At 64.6% G+C, this 14,058-nt stretch carries 17 protein-coding genes; 9 read left to right on the top strand and 8 right to left on the bottom strand.

Annotated features, from left to right (window positions below; all coding sequences use genetic code 11):
- Positions 1 to 126: 126 nt before the first annotated feature.
- Together PA6_RS23430 and PA6_RS14270 are read right to left on the bottom strand one after the other, a co-directional pair.
- Entirely contained in the window at positions 127 to 354 is a 228-nt protein-coding gene (locus PA6_RS23430) for a hypothetical protein (RefSeq protein WP_021701641.1), read from the bottom strand.
- Between the two features lie 307 nt (positions 355 to 661).
- The gene (locus PA6_RS14270) at positions 662 to 1,546 is read right to left on the bottom strand and encodes a LysR family transcriptional regulator (RefSeq protein ID WP_021701640.1); all 885 of its coding nucleotides are present in this window, start codon (positions 1,544 to 1,546) and stop codon (positions 662 to 664) included.
- A gap of 100 nt (positions 1,547 to 1,646) precedes the next feature.
- Here PA6_RS14270 and PA6_RS14265 point away from each other — a divergent pair, with 100 nt between their 5' ends.
- From PA6_RS14265 to PA6_RS14245, 5 genes are all read left to right on the top strand, one after another.
- Positions 1,647 to 2,591, top strand: a complete 945-nt coding sequence (locus tag PA6_RS14265; RefSeq protein WP_021701639.1) for a DMT family transporter — start codon at positions 1,647 to 1,649, stop codon at positions 2,589 to 2,591.
- A 299-nt stretch (positions 2,592 to 2,890) separates the two neighbouring features.
- Positions 2,891 to 4,036, top strand: coding sequence for an elongation factor P maturation arginine rhamnosyltransferase EarP (gene earP / locus PA6_RS14260; protein WP_021701638.1), 1,146 nt, complete (start codon positions 2,891 to 2,893; stop codon positions 4,034 to 4,036).
- 34 nt (positions 4,037 to 4,070) lie between these two features.
- Entirely contained in the window at positions 4,071 to 4,646 is a 576-nt protein-coding gene (gene efp, locus PA6_RS14255) for an elongation factor P (protein ID WP_021701637.1), read from the top strand.
- Positions 4,647 to 4,812: 166 nt separating this feature from the next.
- Entirely contained in the window at positions 4,813 to 5,256 is a 444-nt protein-coding gene (locus PA6_RS14250; RefSeq protein WP_021701636.1) for a hypothetical protein, read from the top strand.
- Positions 5,257 to 5,426: 170 nt separating this feature from the next.
- The gene (locus PA6_RS14245) at positions 5,427 to 5,978 is read left to right on the top strand and encodes a cysteine hydrolase family protein (RefSeq protein ID WP_043216733.1); all 552 of its coding nucleotides are present in this window, start codon (positions 5,427 to 5,429) and stop codon (positions 5,976 to 5,978) included.
- A 4-nt stretch (positions 5,979 to 5,982) separates the two neighbouring features.
- Here the strand turns inward: PA6_RS14245 and PA6_RS14240 are convergent, their stop codons facing one another.
- Complete coding sequence (locus tag PA6_RS14240; protein WP_021701634.1) at positions 5,983 to 6,939, bottom strand: LysR family transcriptional regulator; 957 nt, start codon at positions 6,937 to 6,939, stop codon at positions 5,983 to 5,985.
- A 98-nt stretch (positions 6,940 to 7,037) separates the two neighbouring features.
- Here PA6_RS14240 and PA6_RS14235 point away from each other — a divergent pair, with 98 nt between their 5' ends.
- Positions 7,038 to 7,790, top strand: coding sequence for a sulfite exporter TauE/SafE family protein (locus PA6_RS14235; RefSeq protein WP_021701633.1), 753 nt, complete (start codon positions 7,038 to 7,040; stop codon positions 7,788 to 7,790).
- Between the two features lie 2 nt (positions 7,791 to 7,792).
- On the opposite strand, the gene PA6_RS14230 is transcribed toward PA6_RS14235, so the two are convergent.
- A complete protein-coding gene (locus PA6_RS14230; protein WP_043216735.1) occupies positions 7,793 to 8,647 on the bottom strand; it encodes a LysR family transcriptional regulator in 855 nt (284 codons plus the stop codon).
- Positions 8,648 to 8,741: 94 nt separating this feature from the next.
- Between PA6_RS14230 and PA6_RS14225 the strand changes: the two genes are divergently transcribed.
- Together PA6_RS14225 and PA6_RS14220 are read left to right on the top strand one after the other, a co-directional pair.
- Positions 8,742 to 8,978 (top strand): DUF1127 domain-containing protein, encoded by a 237-nt coding sequence (locus tag PA6_RS14225; protein ID WP_021701631.1) that lies wholly within the window; start codon positions 8,742 to 8,744, stop codon positions 8,976 to 8,978.
- 43 nt (positions 8,979 to 9,021) lie between these two features.
- Positions 9,022 to 9,486 (top strand): DUF3291 domain-containing protein, encoded by a 465-nt coding sequence (locus PA6_RS14220; RefSeq protein ID WP_021701630.1) that lies wholly within the window; start codon positions 9,022 to 9,024, stop codon positions 9,484 to 9,486.
- A 63-nt stretch (positions 9,487 to 9,549) separates the two neighbouring features.
- Here the strand turns inward: PA6_RS14220 and PA6_RS14215 are convergent, their stop codons facing one another.
- The 3 genes from PA6_RS14215 to PA6_RS14205 form a co-directional block, all read right to left on the bottom strand.
- Complete coding sequence (locus PA6_RS14215; RefSeq protein ID WP_021701629.1) at positions 9,550 to 9,957, bottom strand: lysozyme inhibitor LprI family protein; 408 nt, start codon at positions 9,955 to 9,957, stop codon at positions 9,550 to 9,552.
- A 50-nt stretch (positions 9,958 to 10,007) separates the two neighbouring features.
- Positions 10,008 to 10,760: a metalloprotease LoiP gene (gene loiP / locus PA6_RS14210; protein ID WP_021701628.1), complete on the bottom strand. Its 753-nt coding sequence runs from the start codon at positions 10,758 to 10,760 to the stop codon at positions 10,008 to 10,010.
- A 129-nt stretch (positions 10,761 to 10,889) separates the two neighbouring features.
- Positions 10,890 to 11,444: a thioesterase family protein gene (locus PA6_RS14205; RefSeq protein WP_021701627.1), complete on the bottom strand. Its 555-nt coding sequence runs from the start codon at positions 11,442 to 11,444 to the stop codon at positions 10,890 to 10,892.
- A 103-nt stretch (positions 11,445 to 11,547) separates the two neighbouring features.
- Between PA6_RS14205 and PA6_RS14200 the strand changes: the two genes are divergently transcribed.
- Entirely contained in the window at positions 11,548 to 12,513 is a 966-nt protein-coding gene (locus tag PA6_RS14200; RefSeq protein WP_021701626.1) for a GlxA family transcriptional regulator, read from the top strand.
- Between the two features lie 13 nt (positions 12,514 to 12,526).
- Here PA6_RS14200 and PA6_RS14195 read toward each other — a convergent pair whose 3' ends face one another.
- The gene (locus tag PA6_RS14195; protein WP_021701625.1) at positions 12,527 to 13,870 is read right to left on the bottom strand and encodes a class II 3-deoxy-7-phosphoheptulonate synthase; all 1,344 of its coding nucleotides are present in this window, start codon (positions 13,868 to 13,870) and stop codon (positions 12,527 to 12,529) included.
- Between the last annotated feature and the right edge of the window lie 188 nt (positions 13,871 to 14,058).

The following is a 14,058-nucleotide window of genomic DNA, read 5'->3' as shown; positions in this document are numbered from 1 at the left end:
CCGCAGAGGAGTCGGCTCAATTCTGCGGGTGTATCAAAAAATGCGCCCCGGGGGAGGGCGCATAATGTAAACCTCTTTGCAAAGGAGCTCACCGGGCTTTAGAGGTTGACTCGGTAGGGTGAAAAGTCAGCATTCCTTGGTTGCATGATTACTCTCTGCGTTACCTTTGTCAGTGGTTGCGCTTTTCTGGCTTGCTACTTGAGTAGCCTGGTTATCTTTCCCGTGAATTCTTTCTTGAGTCTGCTTGAACTCACTTGCTGCTTTTAAAGCGCGGTCGAAACCATCTTCCGCAAGTGCCGGGGTCGTAGTGCCAAGAGCGAGAATTCCAAGAAGTGCAATATTTGCGATTTTCATAAGTTAGGCCTCTACCAGTTTGATTGATCTATTTCGCGAGCATCTGTGAAGATGCGTAGAACTTACGAAGATGAAGCTAACGCGAGGATGACCTCAGAATTACAAAACTGAAATCTAACGTTGGAGAGGGGGGAATAGGAGCGGCCACAAAAACTCTCTAAAACGCTTGGATTTGGCAAGGCCCCTGGCGCATCTAGTGCCCAGCTACGCCATATGTAGGTAGCGTCGAAATCACTGTGCCGGACAAGCACGTAGTGAGACGTTCGGGCGTGCTGCAGGCAGCTGCGTATCGCTTAGATCCTGTGTCTCAGCGCTGCGACAGAAACTCGACCAACTGGTGGGCGTGCGCGGGTAGCTGGTCCCAGCTGCGGATGCACAGGCGCAGTTCGCGGGTGGCCCAGGTGTCTTCCAGGCTGACCAGGCGTACCGGCAGTTCCTGGGCAAAGCGTATGGCGGCGGCTTCGGGAAGCAGGGCGATGCCGGCGCGCTGGGCGACCAGTTGGGCGATAGCGTCGAAGCTCGGTGCTCTTACCCGCACCTGCAGGGGCATGGCATAGCGACTGGCCATTTCCTCGACGAAGCGTTGCATGGCGCGCCCGGCGGGCAGGCAGATGAACGGAAAGCCGAGGGCATCGCGCAGGCGAGTGTGCTGGCGCGCGGCCAGCGGATGGTCGGTGTAGACCAGCATCACCAGCTTGTCGTCGCGAAAGGGCAGGGAGACCAGCCCTGTGGTCGGCAGGTTGCCGTCATATACCCCGATCTCGCTCTCGCCTGCCTGTACCGCGCGCAGCACTTCGCTGCTCTTTTCCTCCACCAGCTGCAGGTCCACCTCCGGGTAGTCGGCCAGGAAGGCGCCGAGCGTGGCGGGCAGGAACGTGCTGTTGGCTACCGTGGTGGCGGAAAGCCGCAGCGTGATGCGGCGCAAACCGGCGAGTTCGCACAAGCCGTCGCTCAGCTTCTGTGCTTCGGCAAGCACCGCACGGGCTCGTTCCAGAACCAGGCGGCCGTTGGGTGTCAGGCTCATGCCGTCGGCCCGGCGGACGAACAGTTCCAGTCCACAGCGCTGCTCCAGCTGACGCAGGCGGGTGCTGGCGGCGGACACCGCGACGGGGAAGGTCGCGGCAGCCTTGCTCAGGCTACCGGTGGCGGCGATGGCATCCAGCAAGCGCAGGTCGACAAGCTCGAAGTGCACCTGGTGTTCTCCTTTGTGGAAGGGTGCTTTCGGAAAATACCGATTCTAGCTTTATAGCGTTCTGATCAGAATAAAGCCTTCGTTGATTGCAGAGTGCCCCATGAATCTCTACCAGCGCGTTCTCGACGATGGTCGTTTCTACGCCGTGCTATCGGCGGCCGGATTCAGCCTCAAGGCCATCTTCGTCAAGCTGGCCTATGCGGCCGGCCCTGTGGATGCGCTCACCCTGCTGGCCATGCGTATGGGGCTGGCGCTACCGCTGTTCGTCTGGTTGCTGTGGCTAAGCCGCGGCGAGGGCGGCATGACGCTCGGTCTGGGGGACGGGGTGCGTGTGCTGGTCCTAGGAATGCTCGGCTATTACCTTTCCAGCTTGTTCGATTTCTACGGTCTGGAGTTGATCAGCGCCGGTCTGGAGCGACTGATTCTGTTCAGCTACCCGACGCTGGTGCTGCTCCTGCAGACAGTGATCCTGCGTGAAAGGCCGGGGCTGCGCACGCTATCGGCAATTGGGCTGTGCTATCTGGGGCTGGGTATTGCCTTTCTGAATGATTTGAGCGCAACGGGTGGTAATGCGCAGGTCATCCAGGGTGCTGCCTGGGTGTTCGCCAGCGCGGTTACCTATGCCCTCTATTATTTCGGCACCGGTGTCATGGTGCGGCGCCTCGGCTCGATGCGCCTGGCTGGCCTGGCTGGCGCTGCTTCGGCACTGATGGTGCTGTTGCATCAGGGCATCGCCGGCGAGGCGGTTAGGCTTGGCGAGCTGCCGGGTGAGATCTGGTTCTATGCGCTGCTGATGGCGATGATCTCGACCGTTTTGCCGATCTACTGGATGGCGCTGGCCATTCAGCGCATGGGGGCGCCCCATACCGCAGCATTCGGCAATCTGGGGCCCGTAATCACCGTCTTCGTCGCCTGGCTTTTGCTGGGCGAGGCAATTTCTGCCTACCAGGCAGCAGGGCTGGCGCTGGTGCTGCTCGGCGTATCGCGCTTGCGATCTAAGGCGCCTGCATCTGTCCAGTCAGGCGGTGCTGGCGCGGCCGGCTAGCTCCGGGGCTGCGGTTTCATGCCGGTACTGGTCGGCCCTAAGGTACGTGCTCGTGTTGGCGCTGCACTCTATGGCCAATAGGCCCTGGGCGTCCTTGCCGGGGCGCTTGGCATTTCCATGGGGGCGGCTTCGCAAGCGATACATGTGCTATCGAAGGGGCGTGCTCCATTGGATAGCGGTTAACAAAGTCGAGGCCAAGGCACAAAAAATTCTACTGATCCAGGAGCTGGTCCAGGTGAGAGGGCGGCATCGCGCCCCGACCTTGGTTAAAGTGACGGCCTGATCGACGAGGGCATGGCATGGCGGTTCGCTGGGACATTTTCTGCTGCGTGGTGGACAACTACGGCGACATCGGTGTGACCTGGCGCCTGGCCCGGCAGCTGGCGCTGGAGTACGGGCTGGAGGTCTGTCTCTGGGTCGATGAGCCTGGCGCCTTCCGGCGGTTGTGCCCGCAGGCCGATGTCGGCGCGGGGCCGTGGCGGATCGACGGGGTCGAGGTACGCCAGTGGCCGGCGGATTTCCCCGCAGTGGACGTGGCCGACGTGGTGATCGAAGCCTTTGCCTGTAGCCTGCCCGAGGGCTATGTGGCGGCCATGGCCGAGCGGACGAGCCCGGCGCTGTGGCTCAACCTGGAGTACCTCAGCGCCGAGGACTGGGTGGCCGGCTGCCATGGCCTGCCGTCGCCGCAGCCGGGTGGGCTGCGCAAGTTCTTCTTCTTCCCCGGTTTCACCGAGAGCACCGGCGGCCTGCTGCGCGAGGCTGACGTGTTGCTGCGCCGCCGCGCCTTCCAGGCCGACGCCGAGGCGCGGCGGGCATTTCTCGCCGGCATCGGCATCGTGCCCTGGGCTGGTGCGCGGATGATCTCCCTATTCGCCTACGAGAACACCGCGCTGGCTGGCTGGCTGGATGCCCTGGCCGCTGCCGCCGAGCCTACCCAGCTGCTGGTGCCGCGCGGACGCATCGAGGCTGATCTGTGCCGCTGGCTGGGCGTGGACACGCTCGAGGACGGTGGCCACTGGCGGCGCGCTAACTTGCAGGTGCACCTGCTGCCATTCCTCAGTCAGGCGGATTACGACAGGCTGCTGTGGTGCTGCGATTTCAATGCCGTGCGTGGCGAGGAATCCTTCGTTCGCGCCCAGTGGGCCGGCCGGCCGTTGCTCTGGCATATCTACCAGCAGGAGGAGGGCGCGCACTGGGAAAAGCTGGACGCCTTTCTCGACAGCTACTGCGCTGCGCTGACCGATCAGGCCGCCAGCGCATTGAGGGCGCTGTGGTCCGCCTGGAACGGCAAAGGTGATATGGCGCAGGCCTGGCAGGGGTTGGCCGAGCATGGTGAGCAGCTGGCTGCACATGCCGAACACTGGTGCCAGGAACAAGCCTCTCGTCCTGATCTTGCTGCAGCGCTGGTGCAGTTTCACCGAAATTGGCTATCATGCGCGGCTTAGAAATCTGTACCTCCATCCAAATCCGGATATTCGTATGAAAACCGCACAAGAAATGAAGGCCAACAGTGTGGCCCTGATCGACGGCCATCCGTGGCTGATTCAGAAAGCCGAATTCACCAAGTCCGGCCGTAACAGCGCCATCGTCAAGATGAAGCTGAAGAACCTGATCAACGGCTCCAAGACCGAGACCGTTTACAAGGCCGACGACAAGATGGAGCCGGTCATCCTTGAGCGCAAGGAAGTGACCCTGTCCTACATCAATGGCGACGACTACGTCTTCATGGATCCGGAGTACAACTCCTACGAACTGCGCGCCGAAGACCTGGAAAGCGTCCTGCCGTTCATCGAAGAAGGCATGACCGACATCTGCGAAGCCGTGTTCTTCGAAGGCAAAGTGATCTCCGTAGACCTGCCGACCACCATCGTTCGCCAGATCACCTACACCGAGAACTCCGCCCGTGGCGACACTTCCGGCAAGGTCATGAAGCCTGCCAAGCTGCGCAACGGTACCGAAGTGAAAGTCGCCGACTTCTGCAACATCGACGACTGGATCGAGATCGACACCCGCGACGGTTCCTACAAGAGCCGTACCCAGGCGCCGTCGGCCTAAGGCCACCCGCCTCGCAAAAAGCCCGGTCCTGTACCGGGCTTTTTATTGCCTGCATATGTCGTTGTTCTGCATGTCCGGCATACCTGCGGGCCGCTGTTCCGGCTGTGCTTACCGGTGCGATTGGCCTGTAAATTGTATCGAGCTCCCCTAAATCTGGATGGCTTGCATGGATGCCAATGACGTCTTGAGCAATCTCTGCTGCGGAGACAATCACCGCGCATGGTCTGCCGGTTGGTGGATCATCAGAGCGACCGCGGCTGAGCTCGATAAGCTGCCCCTGGCTTCGCTCGACACCATCCGCGCTGCGGTGATGGCATTACCGCTGCCAGAAGGGCCGGCTGTTGCGGACAGTCGTGAGATTCCGCGCCTGGCGCTTGAGATTCTGGCGTGTCGAGCTGCACAGCGCTGCCGGTGCAGCCTTTATGGCGCGGCCCAACAATTCCTGCCCGAAGAAGAGCAGGCGCGTGGCTACGTTGTAGTGGAGCGCAAGGATGATATTCCATGGGAGCCGGAGTTCTATTGTCGCTGCCGGCAGTGCAGCACGCGCTATTTCGTCCACGAGAGTCACAGTTACCACTATCCGTGGGCGGAATGGTCTGTTGTGGCCTGAGCACTCCCCCGGCGCCGCCAGTCCGTTTGCCTGACGACCTGCATTGCGCTTGTGTTTTCTGTCGATGCCGATATTCCTAGTCCATGGCCCTGGTGGCGGGCCAAGTCGACATCCTTCAGCGCGCCTGATGCATGGGCGTTGCGCTCAATCTTTGCAAGGAAAGCATTCAGATGGCTCTACCTGTTCTCATCATCATCGATATGCAACGTGGTATTTGCGAGCCCTCAGCCGGGACGCGCAACAACCCGCAGGCCGAGCGCGTCATCGCTCAGCTGCTGCAGGCCTGGCGGCAGGCGCGGGCGCCGCTGGTGCATGTCCGGCATATCTCCCGGACGCCGGGATCACCGTTCTGGCCGGGACAGCCTGGGGCGGAGTTCCTGCGCGCGCTGGAGCCGCTGGATAGCGAGCATGTGGTGGAAAAGAACGTGCCGGATGCCTTCATTCACTCCGGCCTGGAGCGCTGGCTGCGCGTGCGCGGCATCGATGCGGTGGTGCTGGTGGGGGTGAGTACCAACAACTCCGTCGAAGCTACCGCGCGCACGGCCGGCAACCTGGGGTTCGACACTCATGTGGCGGCGGATGCGACCTTCGCCTTCGCCAAAGTGGACTATAGCGGCACCCCGCGCAGTGCCGATGATGTGCACGCGATGGCGTTGGCGAACCTGCAGGGCGAATACGCCAGCGTGGCCGGTAGCACCGAGCTGCTGGCGCTTCTGCGCTGACGCCTCAGCTGCGCTTGAGGCCGCGCTGCAGGGCCAGGTCCCAGGGCGGTATCGGGCCGAAGCGCTGCTTGAGGAATTCCAGCAGCAGGCGGGTGCGCGAGCTGGGGTCGCTGGCCAGACGCAGGGCATAGATGCCGCTGGGTTCGGCGGCGGGCAGGCCGTCCTCGCACAGCAGCGGCAGCAACTCGCCGCGTAGCAGGTAGTCGCTGATCAGCCAGGTGGGCAGGTGGGCGATGCCGAGGCCGGCCAGGGCGCTGAACAGCAGGGTTTCGGCGTTGTTGGCGGTCATCCTCAGACGCCCAGGGCGCAGCAGTTGCAGGCGACCCTCGACTTCGAAGCGCCAGGCGTGGGGCGGCGACAGCGCGTCCCAGTCCAGGCCGTCGTGCTGCGGCAGTTCGCGCGGGTCTCGCAGCAGGCCGCGACGACGGACGTACTCGGGGCTGGCGCAGAGGATGCGGGTCATCGAGGCCAGCGGCGTGGCGACCAGGCGGGTATCTGCCAGCGGACCGATGCGCAGCACCAGATCCACCTCGCCCAGATGGTCGCCGTGCAGGTCGACGAAGCTGTCGATCAGGCGCAGCTGCACGTCCAGGCCGGGGTAGAGGGTGAGGAAGTCGGCGATGGCCGGGGCCAGGTGCCGGCGCCCAAAGGGGGCGGGCGCATCGATGCGGATCAGCCCCTCAGGCGCGCTGCTCAGCGATACCGCCTCGGCGCGTGCCTGGCGCAGTTCGGCGAGGATGCGCCGGGCCCGTTCGGCGAACGCCAGGCCGGCCGCGGTGGCGCGCACGGCGTGGGTATTGCGCGCCACCAGGACGCAGCCCATGGCCTTTTCCAGGGCATCGATGCGCCGCGCCACGGAGGAGGGCGTGAGCTGCAGGCGGCGGGCGGCGGCGGAAAAGCTGCCGGTCTCCAGCACGGCCAGGTAGAGGTCGAACTGATCGGTGAGGGCGTCGGGATTCATGTGGCTGCCTGTGCGTAATGTGCAAAGCCATTGTGCGTGGCTGTGCGTTTCCGTGCCAGCCAGCCCTGCGTAGCATGCCGGTCACCCGAGGAGACCGCATGAATCCAATCGATCTGTTGTTGAACCTGTTGCTGGGGTTGGCCATGGGCACCGTCGGCGGGCTGTTCGGCATCGGCGGCGGCCTGGTGGCGATTCCCGCGCTGGGCGTGCTGTTCGGCCTGGACCAGCAGCTGGCACAGGGCACTGCGCTGGTGATGGTGGTGCCGAACGTGGTGCTGGCGCTGTGGCGCTACCACCAGCGCAACCGTATCGAGCTCAAGCATGCGCTGCTGCTCAGTGCGTCCGGCTTCGCTTGCGCCTGGCTGGCATCGCTCTACGCCGTGGAGCTGCAGGCCGAGCGCATGCGCCTGGCGTTCGTTGCGTTCCTGGTAGCGCTGGCCCTCTACAACCTGGCGCGCCTGTTCATGCGCAACGCGCCGGTCAGCAGCGAACTGCGCCGTCCCTGGCCCTGGCTGGGCGTGCTGGGTGGTGCGGCCGGGGCGCTGGGCGGGCTGTTCGGCGTGGGCGGTGCGGTGCTAGCGGTGCCGGTATTGACCAACCTGTTCGGCACCAGCCAGCTGGTGGCCCAGGGCCTGTCCCTGGCGCTGGCGCTGCCCAGCACCGGTGTAACGTTGCTGACCTATGCGGTGCACGACCACGTCGATTGGAGCATGGGCATCCCGCTGGCCCTGGGCGGGCTGCTCAGCATCAGCTGGGGGGTGAAGCTGGCGCATGCCCTGCCGGAGAGGGTGCTGCGCGGTTTGTTCTGCGGCTTCCTGGTGCTCTGTGCACTGCTCCTGGCGCTGGAATAGCGCTACAGGCGGAAGCCCTCGACGATGTGCTCCGCAAGGGTGTCGATGACCTGTGACTGGCGTTGCGGATGGCGCAACAGGACGATGCTGGTCATCGGCAGGGTGGGCAGCCCCTCGGCCTCGCCGAGAATGCGCATGTCCGGGGTGATCAGGCTCTGCAGCTGTGCGGTGACGGCCAGGCCGGCGCCGACCACGGCGAACAGTGCCGACAGGCTGGGGCTGGTGTAGGCGATGCGATAGGGGCGCTCGATGGTATCCAGCGCATTGCAGGCCCAGGCGCGGCAAAAACAGCCGGAGTTGAACATCGCCAGTGGCATCGGGTTCTGCTCGTGCGGGCTGAAGCCCTGGGCCTCGGCCCAGACGAAGCGCTCCTGGCGCAGCAGCTGGCCGATCTCCTTGCCCGGCTCGCGGGTGACGATGGTCAGGTCCAGGTCTTGGCGTTGCAGCAGCTGGCCGGATGTTTCGCAGTGCACTTCCACCTGCACCAGCGGGTAGGCCTGGGCGAAACGCGAGAGGATGTCCGGCAGAAAGCGCATCACGTAGTCGTCCGGCGTGCCGATGCGCACGGCGCCGACCATGTGCGGCTCGCGCAGGGTGTTGAGCACCTCGCCATGCAGCTTGAGGATGCGCCGCGCGTAGCCCAGCAGCACCTGGCCCTCGGGTGTGAGGCGCACCTGGCGCCCATCACGCTCGAACAGCGCGCGCTGCACTACGTCATCCTCTAGGCGCTTCATCTGCATGCTGATGGCCGACTGGGTGCGGTTCACCGCCTCCGCAGCACGGGTGAAGCCACCGGTGTCGGCGATGGCGACGAAGCTGCGCAGCAGTTCGGTGTCGATGCTGGGGTAGTGGGCCAATTCATCAATCTCCAAGATGCGTCGCATAAGAAACATTCGTTGGATTGATCTTAAGCGCGAATGGAGACTGGCGCCAACCCACAGGGAGGGCGCGATGATGAAACGTCAGAAAGGTTATGCAATGGCTCGCTCGGTCGCTTTCGCGCGGGTGCTGCCGGCCATCGGCATGGAGGCACTCTGGCTGCGGCTCAAGCGCTGGAATCAGTTGGCCAGGCAGCGCCGGCAGCTCGCCATGCTGGACGATGCGGCGCTCAAGGATCTGGGCTTGAGTCGCGCCGACGTGCAGCAGGAGAGCGAACGGCCATTCTGGGATGATCCGTTCAAGCGTTGAAGCCCACCGCACCGCCGTGCAGATTCACTCACAAGGAGTTCCGATGTCCCGTTATCACCTGGCCCAGCTGAATATCGCCATGCTGCGCGAGCCGCTGGAGTCGCCCGGCATGGCCGACTTCGTCGCCAACCTGGAGCGCATCAATGCCCTGGCCGAGGCCTCGCCGGGTTATCTCTGGCGCTTGCAGGACGAGGCCGGCGACGCCACCGCGATCCGCCCGTTCGGTGCGGCGGTGCTGGTCAATCTGTCGCTGTGGCGCGATGTGCAGTCGCTCAGCGACTACGTCTACAAGTCCGCCCACAGCGAGATGCTCAAGCGCCGTCGCGAGTGGTTCGACAAGGCCGAGCAGGCGCACATGGTGCTGTGGTGGGTGCCGGCCGGCCATCGCCCTGGCGTGGAAGAGGCAGCCGAGCGTCTGGCGCACCTGCGCGAGCATGGTCCCAGTGCCCATGCCTTCGGCTTTCGCCAGGCTTTTGCGGCGCCGGATGCGGTTGTCACTCAAGGCTGACGAGCAGACTGCTGAGTTTGCCGCGGGATATTCAGCCTGTTTCCCGCAGCGCTGATTGTGCGATTAGAAGCCCTGGTCGCCACTGTCGAGCAGGAGTTGCAGCTCGGCGACTCTGTCGATGTTCAGCTTCATTGGGCAGATGGTGTACATCGGAGAGCCGTCATACTTGCCCAGCATGTCGCAATGCTCGTTGCGATAGATGAGCCAGGCCTTCTGTGCATTTTCGAGTTGCTGAGCATCCTCTTGCGATGTCTGCTGTAGCTTGAGATAGAGGCGCTGGTAGACGCGGTTCATCTCCTTCTTCGCCGACTCCGAGGCGCCTTCGGCACACACTGCCGCGGCGCTTAGTTTTTGCGGATTGGTCCGGATACAGTCTTCGTAGCGAGTGGAAATATCATTCAGATCGACTGCTGCTGCCTGTAAGGCAAATGGCAGCAGAAAGCCGATCGACAGGGCATGCAGTCTGAGCATGAATGGCTCCTGAAAACAGAAGGGGCCGCTGTTGCGGCCCCTTCTATTGCTTACTGCTCGGCAGCGATGCGCTGGCGGATATGCGCGGCGCGGTCGGCCGAGCCCGGGTGGGAGTCGAACATGCTGCTGTCGCCGCCGCCCAGCTGGGCCAGCTTGTCGAAGGCGCTGGCCAGGCCCTGCAGCGGGATGCCGCGCTTCTTCAGCAGGTCGAAGGAGAAGTCGTCGGCATCGCTTTCCTGGGACTGGGAGAACTGCGCATTGACCAGTTCCTCGCCCAGGTCACCCAGCTGCGAGGCGGACAGGGCGGCGACCGCGCCGTTGCCGGAGGAGGCTGCGGCGCCGCGCGCCACCGAGGTGGCATAGGCGGCCTGCATGGCCTTCTTGGTGTGGCCGAGGGCGACGTGGCCCATCTCGTGGCCGAGCACGCCTTCCACTTCGTTGTCGTTCATCAGGTCCATCAGGCCGCTGTAGACGCGCACGCAGCCGTTGGCCATGGCCCAGGCGTTGACCTCGTCGGTCAGGTAGACCTTGTAGTTGACCGGGGTGCCGTTGACCTGGCTGCCGAGGTTGGCGGCGATCTTGTCCAGGCGCCGGCTGTATTCGCTGTCTGCCGGGGCGATGGGCGCTTCGTAGTCCATCTGCATGCAGGCCTCGTCGGCCATGCTCTTCACTTCGGCATCGCTCAGAGTGGCGGCCTGCATGGCCTGCAGGCCGGTGCTGAGCATCGCGTCCGGGCTCATGTTCTGGCAGCCGCTGAGCAGGGTGGCCAGGGCGAGGGCGGAAAGGGAGAACTGCAGTTTCATGGTCATCGTCCTTGAAGGTGAAGCGATAGAAGGGGCCGAGCCGCGTTGGCATCCGGCCAGCGCGCTATTGTCGGCGATGCGACCCTGGCGAGAGTGTGACCCGGGTCGCGCTATGGCCGATCGGCGGGGTTAAGGCGCGAGCCCCAACCCCTCTTCCTGGCGCAGTTGCACGCTCATGTCGTCGCAGCTGGCCGACCACTCGCGCAGCCAGGCGGGCATATCCGGCGAGCGCTCGTCCAGCCCCATGCCGCGGGCGAACTCGCAGGGCGATACGGTGCCGTTTGCGGAGCGGAACAGCCCGCGAATGACGATCACCCCCACCGTGCGTCCGCCGCTGACGAAGCGGTGCTCGACGAAGCTCCACTTGTCGTCCCAGCCGAGCATGCGGGTGTGGATTTCGAAGGCTTCGAACAGCTTCAGCTCGCGGCGGAACTTGCCCCAGGTGTCACCGACGATGGGCAGCGCGCGGTGGCGCAGGGCGACGCGGAAGGCGCCGCTGCGCAGCACGTAGTCCATGCGGCCGACGTCGGCCAGGGTGAAGTAGCGCCCGTTGGTGACGTGGCGATTGAAGTCGAGGTCCAGCGGCCACACGCGCATGCGCACGACGGTGGTCGACAGGGCGTGGGCCGGCTCGCGCCAGGGGCGGCGCAGGAGCATGAGGAGCAGGCGGAACCAGAGATTCATGAGGAAGTCCGTTGGCGGGATGGCCGGAGCACTCTAGGGACTGGCATTGCGTTAAGGTAGGTGGATAAATGACTTTATCCATGCGAAATCTGCAAAGCCCGCCATGCACGTGACCCTTCTGCTCGCCGACCACTGTTCCGCCGCCAGCGCCACCATGGCCCTGGAAATACTGCGCGCCGCCAACCTGTTCGCCGATGCCGGCGAGCCTCTGTTCGAGGTGGTGGTGGCGTCCCATGACGGCCTGCCCGTGCCTTCGCTGAGCGGCCAGGCGCTGCAGGCCGAGGTGGCGCTCGAGCAGGTGGCGCGAACCGATCTGGTGCTGATTCCCGGGTTTCTCTTCACCCTGCGCGAGGCCTTGCCCGGCTTTCATCGCTACCGCGACTGGCTGCGCCAGCAGCATGCCCAGGGCGCGGTGCTGGCGGCGATGTGTACTGCCACCTTCATGCTCGCCGAGGCCGATCTGCTGGGCGGCACCCGTGCCACCACGCACTGGGCCTTTGCCGAGCTGTTTCGCCGGCGCTACCCGGATGCGCTGCTGGACGAGCGGCAGATCCTCTGCGAGGACAATCACCTGATCAGCAGTGGCGGCGCCAGCGCGGCGGTGGACCTGCTGCTGCACCTGGTGCGGCGCTTCGCCTCGCTGGAGCTGGCGCAGCTGTGCAGCCGCTACCTGCTGATCGACAACGTGCGCAGCGAGCAGTCTTCCTATGTGCTGTGGTCGATGCCTAAGAGCCACGGCGACGCCGACATCCTGCGGGTGCAGAACTGGCTGGACGAGCACTTCGGCCAGCCGCTGCTGATCGACGAGCTGGCCGGGCGCTTCGGTTTCGGCGTGCGCAATTTCAAGCGGCGCTTCAAGGAGGCCACCGGCTACACGCCGCTGGCCTATCTGCAGACCTTGCGTCTGGAGAAGGCCAAGCAACTGCTGGAAACCACGCGCATGAGCCTCGACAGCATTACCTTCGCGGTCGGCTACGAGGACAGCAACTCGTTCCGCCGCCTGTTCCAGCAGCGCGTCGGCCTGCTGCCGGCTGCCTACCGCAAGAAGTTCCAGGCCCGCGCCGGCTAAGCGGCGCCATGGCTCAGGCCCTGGCCTGCTTGAGCGTCTCGGCGATCATGAAGGCCAGCTCCAGCGACTGGTCGGCATTCATGCGGGGGTCGCAGTGCGTGTGGTAGCGGTCGGACAGGCCGGCCTCGGTGATCGGCCGCGAGCCGCCGATGCACTCGGTGACGTTCTGCCCGGTCATCTCGATATGGATGCCGCCGGCCACGGTACCCTCGGCGCGGTGCACCTGGAAGAACTGCTTGACCTCCGAGAGGATCTGCGCGAAGTCGCGGGTCTTGTAGCCGCTGGACGCCTTGATGGTGTTGCCGTGCATGGGGTCGGAACTCCACAGCACCTGGCGGCCTTCTTCCTTGACCTTGCGCAGCAGGCGCGGGAAGTGCGCCTCGACCTTGTCGGCGCCCATGCGTACGATCAGGTTGAGGCGGCCCGGGTCGTTGTCCGGATTGAGGATGTCGATCAGGCGGATCAGCTCGTCCGGGTCCATGCTCGGGCCGACCTTGACCCCGATGGGGTTCTCGATGCCGCGCATGAACTCGACGTGGGCGCCGTCCAGCTGGCGGGTACGGTCGCCGATCCACAGCATGTGCGCGGAGCAGTCGTACCAGCGCCCGGTGAGGCTGTCCTGGCGCACGAAGGCCTGCTCGTAGCCCAGCAGCAGCGCCTCGTGGGCGGTGAAGAAGCTGACTTCGCGCAGCTGCGGCGCGCTGTCCATGCCGACCGCGCGCATGAAGGCGAGGGTCTCGTCGATGCGGGTGGCCAGCTGGTGGTACTTCTCGGAGAGGGCTGAATTGGCGATGAAGTCGAGGTTCCACTGGTGCACCTGGTGCACGTCGGCGAAGCCGCCCTGGGCGAAGGCGCGCAGCAGGTTGAGGCTGGCGGTGGCCTGGTGGTAGGCCTGCAGCAGGCGCTCCGGGTCCGGCACGCGGCTGGCGGCGTCGAACTCGATGCCATTGACGATATCGCCGCGGTAGGCCGGCAGAGTCACGCCGCCGAGGGTCTCGTCATTGGCCGAGCGCGGTTTGGCGAACTGGCCGGCCATGCGCCCGACCTTGACCACCGGGCAGCCGGCGGCGAAGGTCATGACGATGGCCATCTGCAGTAGCACCTTGAAGGTGTCGCGGATCTTCGCCGCGCTGAACTCGGCGAAGCTCTCGGCGCAGTCGCCGCCCTGCAGCAGGAAGGCGCGGCCCTGGGTCACTTCGGCGAACTGGCGGCGCAGCTCGCGGGCTTCGCCGGCGAACACCAGTGGCGGATAGCCGGCCAGGGTCTGCTCCACGCGGGCCAGGTGGGCGGCATCGGGGTACTGCGGCTGCTGCTGGATGGGCTTGCCTCTCCAGCTTTCGGGACTCCAGGCGGACATCGGATTTCTCACGGTCGATTCATCGGGCTGGCGGCATGTTAACTCCGCGCAGCGGGGCTGGTCAGCCGATAAGCGTGATAGAGGGGCTGAATCGACAGGAAGGGGCACCCGCTGCGGCAGGCTTGCCGACGAATACTTGGCTGCCGACAGGGCGGCCGCGAGCGGGTGCTGAACCGGTGCGCTGGGCA

The organism is Aquipseudomonas alcaligenes NBRC 14159 (genome assembly GCF_000467105.1).
Taxonomy (GTDB): domain Bacteria; phylum Pseudomonadota; class Gammaproteobacteria; order Pseudomonadales; family Pseudomonadaceae; genus Aquipseudomonas; species Aquipseudomonas alcaligenes.
Note: the sequence above shows the minus strand (reverse complement) of the source record. Positions and strands in the feature narration are given on the sequence as shown.

What these genes read in the sequence shown, in the direction of transcription:
- PA6_RS14250 (WP_021701636.1), top strand. Translation starts at nt 4,813, where the DNA reads ATGGATGCCAATGACGTCTTGAGCAATCTCTGCTGCGGAGACAATCAC.
- PA6_RS14215 (WP_021701629.1), bottom strand. Translation starts at nt 9,957, where the DNA reads ATGCTCAGACTGCATGCCCTGTCGATCGGCTTTCTGCTGCCATTTGCC.
- PA6_RS23430 (WP_021701641.1), bottom strand. Translation starts at nt 354, where the DNA reads ATGAAAATCGCAAATATTGCACTTCTTGGAATTCTCGCTCTTGGCACT.
- earP (WP_021701638.1), top strand. Translation starts at nt 2,891, where the DNA reads ATGGCGGTTCGCTGGGACATTTTCTGCTGCGTGGTGGACAACTACGGC.
- PA6_RS14245 (WP_043216733.1), top strand. Translation starts at nt 5,427, where the DNA reads ATGGCTCTACCTGTTCTCATCATCATCGATATGCAACGTGGTATTTGC.
- PA6_RS14235 (WP_021701633.1), top strand. Translation starts at nt 7,038, where the DNA reads ATGAATCCAATCGATCTGTTGTTGAACCTGTTGCTGGGGTTGGCCATG.
- efp (WP_021701637.1), top strand. Translation starts at nt 4,071, where the DNA reads ATGAAAACCGCACAAGAAATGAAGGCCAACAGTGTGGCCCTGATCGAC.
- PA6_RS14265 (WP_021701639.1), top strand. Translation starts at nt 1,647, where the DNA reads ATGAATCTCTACCAGCGCGTTCTCGACGATGGTCGTTTCTACGCCGTG.
- PA6_RS14195 (WP_021701625.1), bottom strand. Translation starts at nt 13,870, where the DNA reads ATGTCCGCCTGGAGTCCCGAAAGCTGGAGAGGCAAGCCCATCCAGCAG.
- PA6_RS14205 (WP_021701627.1), bottom strand. Translation starts at nt 11,444, where the DNA reads ATGAATCTCTGGTTCCGCCTGCTCCTCATGCTCCTGCGCCGCCCCTGG.
- PA6_RS14220 (WP_021701630.1), top strand. Translation starts at nt 9,022, where the DNA reads ATGTCCCGTTATCACCTGGCCCAGCTGAATATCGCCATGCTGCGCGAG.
- PA6_RS14200 (WP_021701626.1), top strand. Translation starts at nt 11,548, where the DNA reads ATGCACGTGACCCTTCTGCTCGCCGACCACTGTTCCGCCGCCAGCGCC.
- PA6_RS14225 (WP_021701631.1), top strand. Translation starts at nt 8,742, where the DNA reads ATGATGAAACGTCAGAAAGGTTATGCAATGGCTCGCTCGGTCGCTTTC.
- loiP (WP_021701628.1), bottom strand. Translation starts at nt 10,760, where the DNA reads ATGAAACTGCAGTTCTCCCTTTCCGCCCTCGCCCTGGCCACCCTGCTC.
- PA6_RS14240 (WP_021701634.1), bottom strand. Translation starts at nt 6,939, where the DNA reads ATGAATCCCGACGCCCTCACCGATCAGTTCGACCTCTACCTGGCCGTG.